Annotated in this window: 19 protein-coding genes; 15 read left to right on the forward strand and 4 right to left on the reverse strand. The window is 59.9% G+C overall.

Annotated elements, in window-relative coordinates; genetic code table 11:
• Positions 1-9: 9 nt before the first annotated feature.
• Positions 10-1,068 (reverse strand): polysaccharide deacetylase family protein, encoded by a 1,059-nt coding sequence (locus GGD46_RS01060; protein ID WP_184700952.1) that lies wholly within the window; start codon positions 1,066-1,068, stop codon positions 10-12.
• A 227-nt stretch (positions 1,069-1,295) separates the two neighbouring features.
• Between GGD46_RS01060 and GGD46_RS01065 the strand changes: the two genes are divergently transcribed.
• Entirely contained in the window at positions 1,296-2,600 is a 1,305-nt protein-coding gene (locus GGD46_RS01065) for a D-alanyl-D-alanine carboxypeptidase (RefSeq protein WP_184700954.1), read from the forward strand.
• A gap of 211 nt (positions 2,601-2,811) precedes the next feature.
• Positions 2,812-3,117, forward strand: a complete 306-nt coding sequence (locus GGD46_RS01070) for a pyrophosphatase (protein ID WP_184700956.1) — start codon at positions 2,812-2,814, stop codon at positions 3,115-3,117.
• A 16-nt stretch (positions 3,118-3,133) separates the two neighbouring features.
• On the opposite strand, the gene tldD is transcribed toward GGD46_RS01070, so the two are convergent.
• Together tldD and GGD46_RS01080 are read right to left on the reverse strand one after the other, a co-directional pair.
• Positions 3,134-4,549 carry a metalloprotease TldD gene (gene tldD, locus GGD46_RS01075; RefSeq protein WP_184700958.1) on the reverse strand — a complete coding sequence of 472 codons (1,416 nt, stop codon included), beginning with the start codon at positions 4,547-4,549 and terminating at the stop codon, positions 3,134-3,136.
• Between the two features lie 63 nt (positions 4,550-4,612).
• A complete protein-coding gene (locus GGD46_RS01080; RefSeq protein ID WP_184700960.1) occupies positions 4,613-5,233 on the reverse strand; it encodes an invasion associated locus B family protein in 621 nt (206 codons plus the stop codon).
• A gap of 336 nt (positions 5,234-5,569) precedes the next feature.
• Here GGD46_RS01080 and coxB point away from each other — a divergent pair, with 336 nt between their 5' ends.
• From coxB to GGD46_RS01115, 7 genes are all read left to right on the forward strand, one after another.
• A complete protein-coding gene (gene coxB, locus GGD46_RS01085) occupies positions 5,570-6,460 on the forward strand; it encodes a cytochrome c oxidase subunit II (RefSeq protein ID WP_184700962.1) in 891 nt (296 codons plus the stop codon).
• Positions 6,461-6,474: 14 nt separating this feature from the next.
• Positions 6,475-8,169, forward strand: a complete 1,695-nt coding sequence (ctaD, locus tag GGD46_RS01090; RefSeq protein ID WP_184700963.1) for a cytochrome c oxidase subunit I — start codon at positions 6,475-6,477, stop codon at positions 8,167-8,169.
• Between the two features lie 58 nt (positions 8,170-8,227).
• Positions 8,228-9,178 (forward strand): heme o synthase, encoded by a 951-nt coding sequence (locus GGD46_RS01095; RefSeq protein WP_184700964.1) that lies wholly within the window; start codon positions 8,228-8,230, stop codon positions 9,176-9,178.
• A complete protein-coding gene (locus tag GGD46_RS01100) occupies positions 9,175-9,315 on the forward strand; it encodes a hypothetical protein (protein ID WP_037149692.1) in 141 nt (46 codons plus the stop codon). Before GGD46_RS01095 ends, GGD46_RS01100 begins: the two co-directional genes overlap by 4 nt.
• Before the next feature lie 9 nt (positions 9,316-9,324).
• On the forward strand, positions 9,325-9,936 hold the full coding sequence (locus tag GGD46_RS01105; protein WP_184700966.1) for a cytochrome c oxidase assembly protein: 612 nt from the start codon (positions 9,325-9,327) through the stop codon (positions 9,934-9,936).
• A gap of 63 nt (positions 9,937-9,999) precedes the next feature.
• A complete protein-coding gene (locus GGD46_RS01110) occupies positions 10,000-10,878 on the forward strand; it encodes a cytochrome c oxidase subunit 3 (RefSeq protein WP_184700968.1) in 879 nt (292 codons plus the stop codon).
• Between the two features lie 157 nt (positions 10,879-11,035).
• Complete coding sequence (locus tag GGD46_RS01115) at positions 11,036-11,845, forward strand: MBL fold metallo-hydrolase (protein ID WP_184700970.1); 810 nt, start codon at positions 11,036-11,038, stop codon at positions 11,843-11,845.
• Between the two features lie 23 nt (positions 11,846-11,868).
• On the opposite strand, the gene GGD46_RS01120 is transcribed toward GGD46_RS01115, so the two are convergent.
• Positions 11,869-12,519, reverse strand: a complete 651-nt coding sequence (locus tag GGD46_RS01120; RefSeq protein ID WP_246806177.1) for a chloramphenicol phosphotransferase CPT family protein — start codon at positions 12,517-12,519, stop codon at positions 11,869-11,871.
• Positions 12,520-12,666: 147 nt separating this feature from the next.
• On the opposite strand from GGD46_RS01120, the gene GGD46_RS01125 reads away from it, so the two are divergent.
• The 6 genes from GGD46_RS01125 (at position 12,667) to GGD46_RS01150 (ending at position 17,060) form a co-directional block, all read left to right on the forward strand.
• A complete protein-coding gene (locus GGD46_RS01125; protein ID WP_184700974.1) occupies positions 12,667-13,086 on the forward strand; it encodes a DUF983 domain-containing protein in 420 nt (139 codons plus the stop codon).
• Positions 13,055-13,840: an SURF1 family protein gene (locus GGD46_RS01130; protein ID WP_184700976.1), complete on the forward strand. Its 786-nt coding sequence runs from the start codon at positions 13,055-13,057 to the stop codon at positions 13,838-13,840. The genes GGD46_RS01125 and GGD46_RS01130 overlap by 32 nt, the downstream gene beginning before the upstream one ends.
• Positions 13,841-14,044: 204 nt before the next feature.
• The gene (ispH, locus tag GGD46_RS01135; RefSeq protein WP_184700978.1) at positions 14,045-15,052 is read left to right on the forward strand and encodes a 4-hydroxy-3-methylbut-2-enyl diphosphate reductase; all 1,008 of its coding nucleotides are present in this window, start codon (positions 14,045-14,047) and stop codon (positions 15,050-15,052) included.
• Between the two features lie 33 nt (positions 15,053-15,085).
• A complete protein-coding gene (locus tag GGD46_RS01140) occupies positions 15,086-16,051 on the forward strand; it encodes a homoserine kinase (RefSeq protein ID WP_184700980.1) in 966 nt (321 codons plus the stop codon).
• Positions 16,048-16,488 (forward strand): ribonuclease HI, encoded by a 441-nt coding sequence (gene rnhA / locus GGD46_RS01145; protein WP_184700982.1) that lies wholly within the window; start codon positions 16,048-16,050, stop codon positions 16,486-16,488. The genes GGD46_RS01140 and rnhA overlap by 4 nt, the downstream gene beginning before the upstream one ends.
• A gap of 71 nt (positions 16,489-16,559) precedes the next feature.
• Positions 16,560-17,060: a GNAT family N-acetyltransferase gene (locus GGD46_RS01150; RefSeq protein ID WP_184700984.1), complete on the forward strand. Its 501-nt coding sequence runs from the start codon at positions 16,560-16,562 to the stop codon at positions 17,058-17,060.
• The last annotated feature ends 36 nt before the right edge of the window (positions 17,061-17,096 follow it).

Genomic DNA, 17,096 nt, shown 5'->3' on the forward strand with positions numbered 1-17,096 from the left:
CGCGGCGCTCTAAGGCGCCTCCCGGCGTCCCATCAACCGCATGGGGATGCCGGAGGCAAGCGCTGAGGCATAACGCGCCTTTTGATAGTGACCGTTGAGCGAAAGCCTCGGCAAAAGGGTGAGGGCATTGCCGCTTGCCTGATCGATCATTCCAGGCCGTGTCGTGACGCCGACGGAAAAACCGAGTTCCGCCGCAAGCCTGCCTTCGCGCGGCGAGACCGCATCGTTCGTGCCGTAGGGATAGGCGATCGTGGTCGGCCGCTTTCCGATGATCTCTGCCACGTAATCGGCCGATAGCGCCATCTCCGCGGCCGCCTCCGCCTCGGGCAGGCGTGCCAGAGCACGGTGGCTGACGGTATGCGCGCCGAGCGAGGCGAGCGGATGACGCGCCAGGTCTCTCAGTTCTTCCCGATCCATGATTGAGGTACGGACGATGTCGAGCGGCTCCAAACCATTCCTTACGGCGAGCTCGTCGATGCGCGCGACAGCCTCGCTCTCGTCGATGCCATGGACAAAGGCGACAAAACGGGAAAAGGCCGCCTCCTTCTGGCTAGGCGTGCCGAGTGGGACGAACTCCTGGCCAGAGCCGAAATCGAAGGTCAATCGATCCTGCCGTTCAAGCAGTTCGGCAAGCGTCTCCCACCACAGGCTATGGGTTCTTTCCGACAGGCCCTGCGCGACGAAAACCGTGAAGGGCGTATTGTGGCGGGCAAAGATCGGTAGGGCAAATTCGAGATTGTCGCGGTTTCCGTCGTCAAGGGTGAGGGCGACGAAAGGCCGTTTGCCCTTTGCGCTCGCCGCACGCTCCGGCACCGATTCAAGAGGCAGGAACTCGTAGCCGTCCCTCTTGAGACGCGTGATCGCAAGGTCGAGGAAATCGGGGGTGACTTCGAGATGCCCATTGGGTGCGAAGCGGCGGGGAAGGGCGGGGCGAACATGATGCAGGGTGAAGATGGTGCCGAGGCCGGCGCAATCCCGCAGCAGGCCCATGCCCTTAAGAATTGCGGCAACCTCAAGCCCGCCGGAGATCATCCCGCGCTTCAGATGAAGCTTGATGCCCTGTTCCATGCGGATCGATCCGGTTGCCGAATGCTAAGGCACTAGCCCATTCCCGTTAAACCTTACTGAATCTTTGCTATAATTTCCAATGCGTTAATAGTTATTTTACCAGGAAAGGCAAAATTGGAGAACTATGGAGGCTGTTGCCTCAATATCGCACTGGTATCAGGTTTTCTGTCGCAAAATCATACAGAGATTGATGCGGTGTGTTGGCATTTTTTCGGTTGGGGACGAATATGAAAAGACTTTTGATGGCCTTGTCTGCGGCCGTCTTACTGGTGAGCGCGCCCGTGGCAAGCTTCGCGGGCAGCGCCTATTTCATAATGGATGCCAAGACCGGCCAGGTGCTGGCATCGAGCAATGCCGACAACCTCAATCATCCGGCATCGCTGACGAAGATGATGACGTTGTACATGACCTTCGAGGCGATCCATCGTGGCAAGTTCAGCTGGAACACCAGGATACCCGTTTCGAGCGCGGCCGCTGCCAAGCCCCCCACCAAGCTCGGTCTGAAGCCGGGTGGCACCGTGACCGTGCGCGAAGCCGTCGACGGCATGATCATCAAGTCGGCCAACGATGCAGCCGCCGCCATGGCGGAAGCGCTCGGCGGTAGCGAAAGCGGCTTTGCCCGCCTGATGACGCAGAAGGCGCGCGAACTCGGTATGCGTCGCACCACCTTCCTGAATGCATCGGGCCTTCCCAACATGCAGCAGTGGACGACGGCACGCGACATGTCGACGCTCGCCGTCGCGCTCATCAACAACTACCCCCAGGAATACCGGCTCTTCTCGCAGACAAGCTTCAACTATCGTGGCCGCGGCGTTCGCGGTCATAATAACCTGATGTACCGCTATGAAGGCATGGACGGCATCAAGACCGGCTATACCAATGCCTCTGGTTTCAACATTGTGAGCGCCGTGCGCCAGGGCAACCGCCGGGTAATCGGCGTCGTCATGGGCGGCGCCACTGCACGCGGTCGCGATGCGCTGATGGCCTCGCTGCTGGATCGCAATGTTCCGAAGGCAAGCTCGGTCGCGACATCGCGCCTGATGGCGAGCGTCGGCGGCGGCAAGATGGCGAAGCAGGTCGAGGTCGCCTCGGCATCGGACGACGCTGCAGCTGACGTCGACGCGCGGACGACCGCCACGACCACTGTCGCTGCAACGACGCGCAAGCGCGCGGAAGTTGCTCCGCTCGCCTATGCAGCAGGCTCGAACGTGACCGTGCCGATGGACCGCCCGGCTGCGATGGATCAGATCCTCGTAGCCAGCAACAAGCCCGCAGCAAGCGGCGGCTGGCAGGTGCAGATCGCGGCAACACCGAGCGCGCAGGCCGCCAAGGACCTGCTGTCCGAAGCGAAATCCCGCGCCGGTAGCGCCCTTGCCAATGCATCGCCCTACACCGAAGCAGTCGGCAAGGGCGGCAACACGGTCTATCGCGCCCGCTTCGTTGGATTCGCCAGCCGCGACGACGCAAACTCGGCCTGCTCGGCTTTGAAGCGCAAGGATTTCGATTGCATGCTGCTGCCCAACAAGGGCTGAGCATCACAGAGCAATTCCGGGAAAAGTGCGCAGCGGTTTTCCGTCCGGAATTGCGTAACAACAAAGGGACAGAGCATTCTCGCGATTCGAAGAAAAGCGGAAAGGCTCTACGAACTGGAAATATGCGAGCCGGCGGGGCAAAACTCCGCCGGCTCGACTTTTTTGTCGGAATCGTTCATTTCTGCTTGAGAACATAAGAGGAACAATATCGATGCTGAAAGATCTGATGATGCAATTCGAGACGGCGTCAGCGACCTATGCTGCCGATCACAGCCTGGAGCGCGACGACGATTGGTTCGTCCTGAAGCTCCAGGAGGAGATGGGTGAATTGATCCAGATCTGGAACAGGGTCACGGGCCGGGGCCGGCGCAAAGGCATGACCGACACGGAAATGGCGACAGCTCTGGCTGACGAGACGGCCGACGTGCTCGGCCATGTCCTTCTGTTCGCGCATCGCAACGGCCTGGATCTGGCCGCTGCCGTCGAGCGCAAATGGCTCTTTCGCCCGCAGGAATAAGAGAGCAGGGGCTTTTTTAGGCCTTGGTGCCGCCAACCGTGATCTGGTCCATCCGCAGATGCGGCTGGCCGACGCCGACGGGAACCCATTGACCGGCCTTGCCGCAATTGCCGATGCCGGTATCGAGCTTCATGTCATTGCCGATCATGGTGACGCGCTTCATCGCATCCGGGCCGTTGCCGATCAGCATGGCGCCCTTGATCGGCGCGCCGATCTTGCCGTTCTCGATGAGATAGGCCTCGGTGCAGCCGAAGACGAACTTGCCGGAGGTGATATCCACCTGGCCGCCGCCGAAGGAGACGGCATAAATGCCCTTCTTCACAGACGCGATGATTTCTTCCGGCGTCTTGTCGCCGCCGAGCATGTAGGTGTTGGTCATGCGCGGCATCGGGGTATGGGCGTAGCCCTGGCGCCGGCCGTTGCCGGTTGCCTTCATGCCCATCAGCCGGGCATTCTGCCGGTCCTGCATATAGCCGACCAGCTTGCCGTTCTCGATCAGTACATTGTAGGCCGAAGGCGTGCCCTCGTCGTCGATGGTGATGGAGCCGCGGCGGTTCTCGATCGTGCCGTCATCGACGACGGTAACGCCGGGTGCGGCTACCATCTGGCCCAACAGACCGGCGAAGGCCGAGGTTTTCTTGCGGTTGAAATCGCCTTCCAGCCCGTGCCCGACAGCCTCGTGCAGCATGACGCCCGGCCAACCGGAGCCAAGCACGACGTCCATCGTGCCGGCAGGCGCTTCGATCGCCTCGAGGTTGACGAGCGCCTGGCGCAGAGCCTCGTCCGCACCACGGCGCCAGTTGTCCTGGGTGACGAAATCGCCGAAGCCAACGCGGCCGCCGGTGCCGAAGGAGCCGGCTTCCTGGCGGTCGCCGTCGCCGGCGATGACGGAGATGTTGATTCGCGTCATCGGACGGATATCCCGCACACGGTGGCCGTCGGCGCGAAGGATATCGACCACCTGCCAGCTGGCTGCGATCGAAGCCGTCACCTGCCGCACCTTGTCGTCCTTGTCGCGCAGATAGCTGTCGATCTCCTGGAGAAGCTTTGCCTTTTCCTCGAAGGTCGGCGTGCCGATCGGATTTTCGTCGCCGTAGAGCACCTTGTTGGTGCGCTGAGGTGCGGCGGCATAGGAGCCGGCATAGCCTGAGGTGACGGCGCGCACGGCGTCGGCGGCACGCTTCAACGCAGCTTCCGAAAGATCACCAGCATGCGCATAGCCCACGGCTTCGCCGGCCACCGCACGGAGGCCGAAGCCCTGTTCGGTATTGAAGCTTCCACCCTTCATCCGGCCGTTGTCGAAGGTCAGCGATTCGGCCTGGGCGTGTTCGATAAAGAGCTCGCCGTCGTCGGCGCCCGAAAGTGCCTCCGCTACGATGTTCCGCAGCTTGGCTTCGTCGGCATCGAAAAGAGTAAGGAGATCGGTATTCATGGGTGCTGTGCTCCGTTCAACGCCGATGTAGGCTTCGCGCCGCGCAAGAGCAAGCCCATGCCGTCAGGGAAGGCTGTCGTAACCGTCCGCGAAACCCTTCAGATCGACGGGGATGCCGATGCCTTCCTCGGGCGACTGGAAGACGATAAAGGTTGCGTTGGCGCCGCTGCGCAGCGTCTTCAGCAATTCGTCTTCGAGCACGACTTCGGCATAGCAGCCGTCAGCAAAGCAGCGCACGAAATAGGCGCGGCCAATATCCTTGCCGTCAATATTGAGGCCGAGGCCGTTCGGGAGGAGTACGCCGAGCGGGGCGAGAACGCGCAGGATCTTCGACTTTCGGTCGGCGGTCTTCAGGACGACGACGGAAAGGCCGATTTCCGGACGGTCCTCGGCGATCACGTTCTGCATCAGGGCGCATTGCTCTGTCGAAGCACCCGCGGGCTTGTCGCAGACGACGGACCAGGCGCCGTGGCTGGAGCGCACCGTACCCGGCGGTTGCGGAACCTGGCTGGTGGGAACCTGCTGTGTATGAGGCTGCGGCTGGCCCTGCGGTTGAGGTTGTAGCTGCTGGGTCTGCTGCGCGGGCTGAGTCTGTTGCGCTTGTTGCGCCCATGCAGGTGCTGCGACCGCAGCGACGACGCTGCCGGTAACAAGCCAAAGCCGGGCGAGGGAACGAAAACCCATGGAAACCTCTAGATTCGAATCAGTGCCGCTATTGTTGAAGCCCATGCCAGCAAATGAAAAGCCCCGTGTGCTGGATTCCAATCGACTGCGGCGGAAATACGACGTCTACTCCATTTTGTCGGGGTGGCGCCATGGACCGCGATGCAATTTTTCGTATGATGATGAAATGCTTGCCTTGTTCGGCCGGCGAGGGGATCGGATTCGCGCAAAAATGCCGCACTAACAAATGTCGTGAGTTGTTGCGGAGCACCCCAAACTGTGGTTTGAAGCGCAATGGATTGTAGGGATACTGCGTTTGAGGAAGATCTGGGATCAAACGCTGGAGGGAGAGACATCGTGATTAAGAGAGCTTACGCGGCTCTGGCGGCTATGATCTGTCTGCTTTTTGCGACAGGTAGCTACGCCGATCAGCCGAAACCTTGGGAAACCGGTATGCAGGAAGCGGCAACCGGCATCATGCATCAAATCCGCTGGTTTGAGGCATACACGCTTTGGTTTATCATTCCGATCACGCTGCTGGTTCTCGTCCTCCTGGTGGTGGTCATGGTAAAGTTCCGGGCTTCCAGGAACCCGGTTCCGTCCAAGACGAGCCACAACACGCTGATTGAAGTGATCTGGACCATCGGTCCCGTCCTCGTCCTGCTGTTTCTGGCAATTCCCTCCTTCAATCTTCTCACCGACCAGCTGACTTTTCCGCAGCAGACCGACGTGACCGTCAAGGCGACGGCGACGCAGTGGCAGTGGAATTACGAATATGAAAACGCCGGCGCGACGCCGGTCGCTTTCGATTCCTTCATGCTGAAAGAGCCGGATCGCACGGCGGCCGGCAAGGAAGACAAGTCGAAATATCCCCGGCTGCTGGCTGTGGATAATGAAATGGTGGTGCCTGTCGGCAAGAACGTCCGCGTTCTCGTCACCGCTGCTCCGGCTGACGTCATCCACTCCTTCGCCGTTCCGTCCTTCGGCGTCAGAATCGACGCTATCCCGGGTCGTCTGAACGAGACCTGGTTCAAGGCCGATCGTGAAGGTCTGTTTTACGGTCAGTGTTCCGAGCTTTGCGGCAAGGATCACTCCTTCATGCCGATCGCAATTCGTGTCGTCTCCGACGATCAGTACAAGCAATGGCTTGCTGCCGCTGCAACCGATCTGGGTAAGGCGAATAAGGCTCTGATGGCCGCTGTCGACCAACCGACGACCGTCAAGGTCGCCGAAAACACGGCCAAGTAAGAGGGGTAGGAACAATGGCTGGATCAAAGGCACACGACGATCATTCGCACGGTCTGCAAGACGCACATGCGCATGATGATCATCACGCCCACAAGCAGACCTTCGCAGAGCGTTGGCTGTTTTCGACGAATCACAAGGACATCGGCACGCTCTATCTGATCTTCGCGATCTTCGCGGGCGTGATCGGCTTCCTCCTCTCCGTTGCCATCCGCATGGAATTGCAGGAGCCCGGCATTCAGATCTTCAGCGGTCTGGCGTCGATGGTTTACGGTTATTCCGGCGATGCCGCCATCGATGGCGGCAAGCAGATGTACAACGTCTTCGTCACCGCTCACGCCCTGATCATGATCTTCTTCATGGTCATGCCGGCGATGATTGGCGGCTTTGCCAACTGGATGGTGCCGATCATGATCGGCGCGCCGGACATGGCTTTCCCGCGCCTCAACAACATCTCCTTCTGGCTGCTCGTTCCGGCCTTCCTGCTGCTTATCCTCTCGATGTTTGTCGAAGGCCCGGCAGGTGCGTACGGTGCAGGCGGCGGCTGGACGATGTATGTGCCCTTGTCGGGAACCGTCGGCCATCCTGGCCCGGCGATCGATCTGGTCATCTTCGCGCTGCATATCGCCGGTGCATCCTCGATCCTCGGTGCGATCAACTTCATCACCACGATCCTGAACATGCGCGCTCCGGGCATGACGCTGCACAAGATGCCGCTGTTTGCCTGGTCGGTTTTGATCACCGCATTCCTGCTGCTGCTGTCGCTGCCGGTTCTGGCAGGCGCCATCACGATGATTCTGACCGACCGCAACTTCGGCACGACCTTCTTCGCGCCTGAAGGCGGCGGCGACCCGCTGCTCTACCAGCACCTGTTCTGGTTCTTCGGCCATCCGGAAGTCTACATTCTGATCCTGCCCGGCTTCGGCATGATCAGCCACATCATCTCCACCTTCTCGCGCAAGCCGATCTTCGGCTACCTTGGCATGGCCTACGCCATGGTCGCGATCGGTGCTGTCGGCTTCGTCGTCTGGGCTCACCACATGTACGTGACGGGCCTCTCGCTCGACACGCAGCGCTACTTCGTTTTCGCGACAATGGTCATCGCCGTCCCAACGGGCGTGAAGATCTTCTCGTGGATCGCGACGATGTGGGGCGGCTCCATCGAGTTTCGCACGCCGATGATCTGGGCACTCGGCTTCATCTTCCTGTTCACGCTCGGCGGCGTCACGGGCGTTCAGCTCGCGAATGCCGGCCTCGACCGTGAATTGCATGCGACCTACTTCGTCGTGGCGCACTTCCACTACGTCCTGTCGCTCGGCGCCGTCTTCGCGATTTTCGCCGCCTGGTACTACTGGTTCCCGAAGATGACCGGCTACATGTACAATGAGCGCATTGGCAACTGGCACTTCTGGATCACGTTCATCGGCGTGAACATGGTGTTCTTCCCGCAGCATTTCCTGGGTCGTTCGGGCATGCCGCGCCGCTATATCGACTATCCGGATGCCTATGCTGGCTGGAACTTCGTGTCCTCCATCGGCTCCTATGTCGCAGCCGTAGGCCTTTGCTTCTTCTTCTGGGGCGTTATAGATGCCTTCGCAAAGAAGCGCGTTGCCGGTAACAATCCCTGGGGTGAGGGCGCTACCACGCTCGAATGGCAGCTTTCGTCGCCGCCGCCGCACCACCAGTGGGAAGAGCTGCCGCGCATCAAGTAGTCTATTTCCGGACGCCGTGATAAACGGCGTCCGGTTCAACTGAATAATTGGAAAAAGAATGACGGTCATCGACAATCACGAAGCACTTGCAAAGCAAGCCGAAAGCGGCCTGTCGGAGGCAAGTGCGCGCGATTATTTCGAGCTTCTGAAGCCGCGCGTGATGTCGCTGGTCGTCTTCACCGCTTTCACCGGCCTGGTGGTGGCTCCCGGCCACATCAACCCGGTTCTCGGTTTCATCGCCATCCTCTGCATCGCCGTTGGCGCCGGCGCATCCGGCGCACTGAACATGTGGTATGACGCCGATATCGATGCCGTCATGAGCCGCACGGCACGCCGGCCGATCCCTTCGGGTCGCGTCAGCCCGTCCGAAGCTCTGGCATTCGGTCTGGTGCTGTCGGGCTTCTCGGTGACGATCCTCGGGCTGGCTGTGAACTGGCTGTCCGCCGGTATCCTTGCCTTCACCATTTTCTTCTATGCCGTTATCTACACGATGTGGCTGAAGCGCTCGACGTCGCAGAATATCGTCATCGGCGGCGCGGCAGGCGCTTTCCCGCCCGTCATCGGCTGGGCTTGCGTGACGGGTAGCGTGCCGATGGAGAGCATCGTGCTCTTCCTCATCATCTTCCTCTGGACCCCGGCGCATTTCTGGGCGCTGGCCCTGTTCAAGATGCGTGACTACGAGGTCGTCGGCGTGCCGATGCTGCCGAACGTCGCCGGCATCCCCGCGACGAAGAACCAGATCGTCGTCTATGCCGTGCTGACCGCCATCATCGGCGTCGTTCCCGCCTTCATGGGCTTTGCAAGTCTCGGCTATGGCATCGTCGCAGCAATTCTCGGCGTGATCTTCATTCACTGTTCCATCGCCGTCTGGCGCATGGCCGATGGCGATGAAAAGATGGTGCCGGCGAAGAAGCTGTTCGGCTTTTCCATTTTCTATCTTTTCGCGATCTTTTCCGCACTGCTGATCGACCGGCTTGTTGCCGTGCTGATGTCCGGAGGCTGGCTATGATCGAGCTTGTCAAGCTGACGGAAGCGCAGAAGAAGTCGCGGCGCGGGCGCAATATAGCACTCGGCCTGGTATTGGCTGGCCTGGTGATCCTGTTCTACGCGATCACTATCATCAAGGTCGGTTCCGGACACGTTTGAGGAGGCGTGATGGAGGAGGGGGCAAAGAAAAGCACTGAAGCGGGCGGCCGTAACAACGGGCTGGTCGTTGCCATGTGCCTGAGCTTCGTCATCGGCATGAGCGCCATGTGCGCTGCAGCCGTGCCGCTCTATCGTATGTTCTGCCAGGTGACGGGCTATAACGGCACCACCCAGCGCACGGAACAGGTATCAAACGTCATTCTCGACAGGCGGATTCAGGTCTCGTTCGACGCCAATGTCGCGCCCGGTTTGCCGTGGGATTTCAAGCCGGTGCAGAAATCGGTGAACCCGAAGATCGGCGAGACGATCGAAGTCAAGTTCGTGATCGAGAACAAGTCCGACAAGCCGGAACGCGGTCAGGCGATCTTCAATGTTTCGCCGCTGGAAGCAGGCGTCTATTTCAACAAGGTCCAGTGCTTCTGCTTCAACGAGACGGATCTGGCGCCCGGGGAAAAGCGCGAAATGCCTGTCGTCTTCTACGTTGACCCTGAGATCGCCACGGCGGTGGAAACCAAGACGATCAATGCGCTGACATTGTCCTACACCTATTATCCACGGGAAGGCGCAAAGCCCGTGGCATCCAACGACGCCGCAGTGCGGCCGGTGGAAAAAAAGCTTTGATGGAGAGTGCTTTTCGGTTCGACCGGAAGCAATATGGGAAAAAGTTATTCGGGGATTGCTGATATGGCCGAAGCGCATCAGAAAAAACACGACTATCACATTATCGATCCCAGCCCGTGGCCGATCGTTGCGGCCCTTGGTGCCTTCGTGATCACCTTCGGTGGTGTCGGCTTTATGCGCTACCTCAATGGCGGCGCGCTGCATCTGTTCGGGCTGAACTTCGCGCAGCCCTGGCTGTTCTTCATCGGCCTGGCGCTGATCCTCTATGTCATGTACGGCTGGTGGGCCGATACGATCAAGGAGGCGCATGAGGGCGCGCATACCCGCGTCGTGTCCCTGCATCTGCGCTACGGCATGATCATGTTCATCGCCTCCGAGGTGATGTTCTTCGTTGCCTGGTTCTGGGCCTATTTCGATGTCAGCCTCTTCCCGAACGAGGCGATCCAGGCGTCGCGTACGGCCTTCCTTGGTGGCCAGTTCCCGCCGAAGGGCGTCGAGGTGCTCGACCCCTGGCACCTGCCGATCTACAACACCGTCATCCTGCTGCTGTCGGGCACCACGGTGACCTGGGCACACCATGCGCTGCTGCATGGCGACCGCAAGGGACTGATCCAGGGTCTGGCGCTTACCGTATTGCTCGGTGCGCTGTTCTCCTGTGTGCAGGCCTATGAGTATGCGCACGCTCCCTTCGCGTTCAAGAACTCGATCTACGGCGCGACCTTCTTCATGGCGACCGGCTTCCACGGCTTCCACGTCTTGATCGGTACGATCTTCCTGCTGGTCTGCCTCGTGCGCGCCATCAGGGGTGATTTCACCCCGAAGCAGCACTTCGGCTTCGAAGCGGCCGCCTGGTATTGGCACTTCGTTGACGTCGTCTGGTTGTTCCTGTTCTTCTGTATCTATATCTGGGGCAGCTGGGGCGCGCCTTTGGCGGCTGGTTAAAGCCGGCTGAATTTCAGCCAAGACTGTGAAATCCTGTCGCCGCAAAAGCCATCTCGATCCGAGGCTTTTGCGGCGGCATTGTTTCGACGGGAAGCCATGAGATCTTCACTGCTTCCCCCGGTTATCGGATTCCCCTTGTTCATGGAGGTTTGCTCCCTTGTCCATTTGGATCTGCAAGGCATGCGGCGCTCATTTCGCACCGAGTGACGACTACCCCTCCCACTGCGTCATTTGCGAGGATGAGCGGCAGTATGTTCCCGAAAGCGGCCAGCAGTGGCTCGCACGCGAAGCGCTTACCACGATCCACCTGAATGAGTGGGATGAGCTGGAGCCGAACCTGACCGGCATCAGCGTTGCTCCAGCAATCGGCATCGGGCAGAGGGCGCTTCTCCTGCAATCTCCGCATGGGAATGTTCTTTGGGACTGCACGGCCATGCTCGATGAGAAAACACGAGCTCGTATTCAGGAACTTGGTGGCCTCAAGGCCATCTGCCTGTCTCATCCACATTTCTATACGGGCATGGTGGAATGGAGCGAGGCGTTGGGCGGCGTACCGATCCTGTTGCACGAGGCCGATCTTGCCTATATCCAGCGGCCAAGCCCATTGATCGAGCCATGGCAGGGCGATCGCCGCGAAGTGCTGCCCGGCATTGCCCTCCACCGGCTCGGCGGACATTTCGACGGGAGCAGCGTTCTGGAGTGGCGGGCCGGCGCAGACGGAAGGGGTGTCCTTCTCGTCGGCGATACCATCCATGTGGTGGCTGACAGACGCTGGGTCTCCTTCATGCATTCGTTTCCGAACGCGATCCCTTTGCCGGCGCGCGAAGTCAGCCGCATCGCAGATCGCGCTGCGGCTCTCCGTTTCGATCGCATCTACGGCCCCTGGAAGGAAAAGTTCATACCGATGGGCGCGAAGGAAAGCGTCGCCCGTTCGGCCGAGCGCTATATCCGCTTGCTCGAATCCTAGCCACCGGTCGCCAAAGCCCCTTGTCAGCCGGCGGTGGCAAGTCGCTCAAACGCCGATGGGTGCGGAGCGCCCAATGCAAGCATCTGCTGGATCTGCTTGGCGCATTCCTGCGGGCTCCTTGCTGTGGTGTCGACTTCCAGGTCGTAGATGCCGGGCTTGTGCACATGCTCTTGCCAGGCGATGACTGGCGTCGGGATAGGCGCGCCGGCCTGAACCGCAACGTAGGTGCCTTGTCTTTCAGACCCCTCCGCCATGCGACGCTGCATCACCACGTCGAGCGAACAGCGCACCCCGACGAACAAAACGGGCAACCCAGCCAGTTGCTGTGCACAATCGCCAAGGATGCCGAGCGGACGTGAATGGGCGTCGTGATGCCCGAACTCGGCGACGACATTGAAGCCGGCGCGACTATGGGCGGCGATCGATTCATAGAGTGCGGCATAAAAGCGCGGAACGAGCGGCTCGAGGTCGGGTCGTTCACCGCCGGGGCGCAAGCCGATGCCCGGGCGATAGCGCTCGGGCGTCACGTGTCGCACATAAACGTCAACGCCAAGATTGACCCACACGCCGTCAAATCCGGCTTGTATGGCTTCGACAATACTCGATTTTCCGGATCTCGGCGCACCGTTGAGGATGATGATGCGACCCGCGGCGATGCCGTTGTTGTGTTCCAAGGGATGGATCCTTCTATGGTGTCTCGGCCCGGATGCAGCAACATAAGAGCTTTTCGATTGGACGAATGGGCGCATCGCGGCTATTGATTATGACGGGGGTGAGATCAGAATACTCGCCCGTAATGGCAGGCTGATCGAGACGGAACTTTGAGCTCAGAGCAAGACAAAAACCCCACTGGTGCACCACATGACGATGGTGCTCTCTTCGCACCCGTCGACCCGTTCAAGGTCGGTATCCAGGGATGCTGTCCGCGCTGCGGCCACGGCAAGCTCTTCAATGGGCTGCTGTCGATCAAGCCGCGCTGCTCCGCCTGCGATCTCGATTATGCCTTCGCCGATGCGGGCGATGGTCCGGCCGTATTCGTCATCCTGATCGTCGGCTTCATCGTCATCGGCCTGGTCCTTTGGATGCAGGTCAATTACGCGCCGCCGATCTGGGTCTACATAGTGCTGTTCGCGCCGTTGACCATTATCCTATCGCTGCTTTCGCTGCGCTGGTGCAAGGGCATTCTGATCGCGCTGCAGTATCGCAATAATGCCAGCGAGGGACGCATCAGTGGCGAGTGAGGCGGCCGTGCCGGCTCGCCGCCCCAATCTTTTGTGGCAGATCGGCAAGGCGGTGTTCCTGCTTATCGTGCTCGTCATTCTGCTGGGGCTCGGCACCTGGCAGGTCGAGCGGCTGCAATGGAAGGAAGGCCTGCTTGCGGATATTGCTGCCCGCAAGGATGCGCCGGCCGTGCCGTTATCGGCAATCGAGGCGATGGCAGCTTCGGGCGGTGATATCGAATATCGCGTGGTCACAGCCAATGGCCACTATCTCAACAACAAGGAACGGCACTTCCTTGCCACCTATGGCGACGAGCCCGGCTTTGACATCTATACGCCGCTGCAGCTTGAGGATGGCCGCTATCTCTTCGTCAACAGAGGCTTCGTGCCCTCCGCGGCCAAAGAGCCGGAGATGCGCAAGCAGGGACTGCTGACGGGTGATCAGACCGTTACCGGTCTCGCCCGCGGCAAGCTCGCAAGCCGGCCCGATGGCATGCCGGACAATGATCTCGCCAAAAATTTCTTTTTCTGGAAAGATCTGGATGCCATGGCCTCCAGCGTCGGGTTGCCTAAGGATAAGGTGCTGCCCTTCTTCATCGATGCCGACAAGACACCTAACCCCGCAGGCTTGCCGGTGGGCGGCGTCACCATCATCGATCTGCCCAACAACCACCTGCAATATGCGGTGACCTGGTATGGGTTGGCGGTGACGCTGGTTGCCATCGTCACCATTTCCTGGTGGCGCAAGCGCCATCCGGATGCGCCCTCACAATAGGGCCATGCAATAGAATAGCTTCATTTCGATGGAATATTCGGCTAGAGCATGATCCGAAAAGTGCGCAGCGGTTTTTGGATAAATCATGCGGAACTGAATAGATGGAACATCACGGCGCTTCGAAGAAGGGCTGCGATATTCTGGAGCAGGCGGCAGGGCGTACCTATCTAAGCGCAAGCCATCGTCCCGCATTTCGGAAGAGATATGAATATAGCCGTTTCCAAACCTGACCTGACTATCCGGCTCTGCGGGCCGCGCGGCTTCTGCGCCGGTGTCGATCGCGCCATCCAGATCGTCGTGCTGGCGCTGAAGGCCTATGGCGCGCCGGTCTATGTCCGCCACGAGATCGTGCACAATCGCTATGTCGTCGAGGGTCTGGAAGCCAAGGGCGCCATCTTCGTCGAGGAGCTGGACGAGATCCCGGCCGAGCATCGCGCCCAACCCGTCGTCTTTTCCGCTCATGGCGTGCCGAAATCCGTGCCGGCCGATGCCGATGCCCGCAATCTCTTCTATCTCGATGCGACGTGTCCGCTGGTCTCCAAGGTGCACAAGCAGGCGATGCGCCACAACCGTCTTGGCCGCCATGTCGTCCTGATCGGCCATGCCGGGCACCCGGAGGTGATCGGCACGATGGGCCAGCTTCCCGAAGGTGCGGTATCGCTGATCGAGACCGTTGAGGATGCAGATGCCTATGAGCCAGCTGATCCCGACAATCTCGGCTTCGTCACGCAGACGACGCTTTCGGTCGACGATACCGCCGGTGTCATCGCCCGCCTGCAGCAGCGCTTTCCCAACCTCACAGCGCCTTCAGCCGATTCGATCTGCTATGCCACCACCAACCGACAGGAAGTGGTGAAGGAGGCGGCTCCGGGCTGCGATCTCTTCATCGTCGTCGGCGCGCCGAATTCCTCGAATTCCAAGCGTCTCGTCGAAGTGGCGCTGCGGGCAGGGGCGACGAAATCGGTGCTTGTCCAGCGCGCTTCGGAAATCGACTGGGACAATATCGGCGATATCAAAACCGTTGGCCTCTCGGCTGGTGCATCTGCGCCAGAAGTCATCGTCAACGAGATCATCGAAGCTTTCCGCGCCCGCTATAATGCTGTGGTGGAACTCGCGGAAACTGTGAAGGAAACCGAAAATTTCCTCGTCAATCGCGAGCTGCGCAGTATAGAGCTGACGACCTCAGATATGGCCTTTGTCAACGGCGAATAGCCGTCGAAAGGCGCTCAAGTTCAGGACTGTTTCGTGGCCGTTTATACCGATATTACCGAAGACGATTTGAAGTGGTTCCTGACGGAGTACGAGGTCGGCGAGTTGCTCTCCTACAAGGGCATTGCCGAGGGCGTCGAGAATTCGAACTTCCTGCTGCATACGAGCCGCGATCCGCTGATCCTGACGCTGTATGAGAAGCGCGTCGACAAGGGCGACCTGCCGTTTTTCCTGGGGCTGATGCAGCATCTGGCAAGTCGTGGCCTGTCCTGCCCACTGCCTTTGCCGCGCCGCGACGGCGCGTTGCTCGGCCATCTCTCGGACCGTCCTGCCGCGCTGATCTCCTTCCTCGAAGGCATGTGGCTGCGCAAGCCTGAGGCGCATCATTGCCGCGAAGTCGGCAAGGCGCTCGCCGCCATGCATATCGCCGGCGAGGGTTTTGAAATTCGCCGCCCGAACGCGCTGTCCGTCGACGGTTGGCGGCCGCTTTGGGAAAAGTCCGAGGCGCGCGCAGATGAAGTCGAAGCCGGCCTGCAGGATGAAATTCGCGGCGAACTCGATTTTCTCGGGCAGCATTGGCCGAAGGGCCTGCCCGAAGGCATCATCCATGCCGATCTTTTCCCGGACAATGTTTTCTTCCTAGGCGACAAGCTCTCCGGCCTGATCGATTTCTATTTCGCCTGCAACGATCTGCTCGCCTATGATGTCTCGATCTGCCTGAACGCCTGGTGCTTCGAGAAGGATCACGCCTACAACATCACCAAGGGCAAGGCGCTGCTGGAGGGCTATCAGAGCGTGCGGCCGATGAGTGCGGCCGAGATTGCCGCCTTGCCGACGCTCGCCCGCGGCTCGGCGCTGCGCTTCTTCCTGACCCGGCTCTACGACTGGCTGACGACGCCGGCCGGGGCTCTGGTCACCAAGAAGGACCCGATCGAATATCTGCGCAAGCTGCGCTTCCATCGCCAGATCGCTTCTGCCGTTGAATACGGGCTAGAGGCATGAAGCACATTGATATTTTCACCGACGGCGCCTGCTCGGGCAATCCCGGTCCTGGCGGATGGGGCGCCGTTCTTCGCTATGGCGAGGTAGAGAAGGAATTGTCGGGCGGTGAAGCCGACACCACCAACAACCGCATGGAGCTGATGGCGGCGATTTCGGCCCTGGGCGCCTTGAAGAGCCCTTGCGAGGTCGATCTCTATACCGATAGCGTCTACGTCAAGGACGGCATCACCAAATGGATCTTCGGCTGGAAGAAAAACGGCTGGAAGACCGCGGACAAGAAGCCGGTGAAGAATGCCGAGCTGTGGCAGGCGCTCGATGAAGCCTACAACCGCCACAAGGTGACGCTGCACTGGGTCAAGGGCCATGCCGGCCACCCGGAAAATGAGCGGGCGGACGAGCTGGCGCGCAAGGGCATGGAGCCTTTCAAGAAGAAGTAGGTCTTGTATCGTCCTTCCCGTTGGCGGGATAGGCAGACGAGCCTGGATCGCCAGATAATAGGGGATGCAGAATGGAAATCCGCCCCGAGCAGCCGGGAGACATCGAGGCGATCCGCCATATAACGAAGATGGCCTTCGCCGCGGTCGAGCACAGCAGTCAAACCGAGGCGGAAATTGTCGATGCTCTTCGTAGTGCCGGGGTGCTGGCGATTTCTCTCGTGGCAATCGAGAAGAGAGATGTCGTTGGACATATCGCTTTCTCGCCGGTCACCATCGATGGAAAAGATATTGGCTGGTATGGGCTTGGCCCGCTCTCGGTGACGCCGGATCGCCAGAAACAGGGCATTGGCGGAGCGCTTGTTCGCGAAGGTCTTTCGCGTCTGGCGAAGATGAATGCCAAAGGCTGCGTCGTTCTCGGTGATCCGGGTTACTACAAGCGTCTCGGTTTCGACAATGATCGCAGCCTAGTGCTCGATGGAGTGCCAGCCGAGTATTTCATGAGATTGGTCCTTAATGGGTCTGCGGTGCCCTCTGGGCATGTCGATTATCATGCGGGCTTCAACGCGACTTGATCTGGCTAGGACTGGAGCGGGCAGGGCGACATTCCC

This window comes from Martinezella lusitana (assembly GCF_014207095.1).
Lineage (GTDB): Bacteria > Pseudomonadota > Alphaproteobacteria > Rhizobiales > Rhizobiaceae > Rhizobium > Rhizobium lusitanum_B.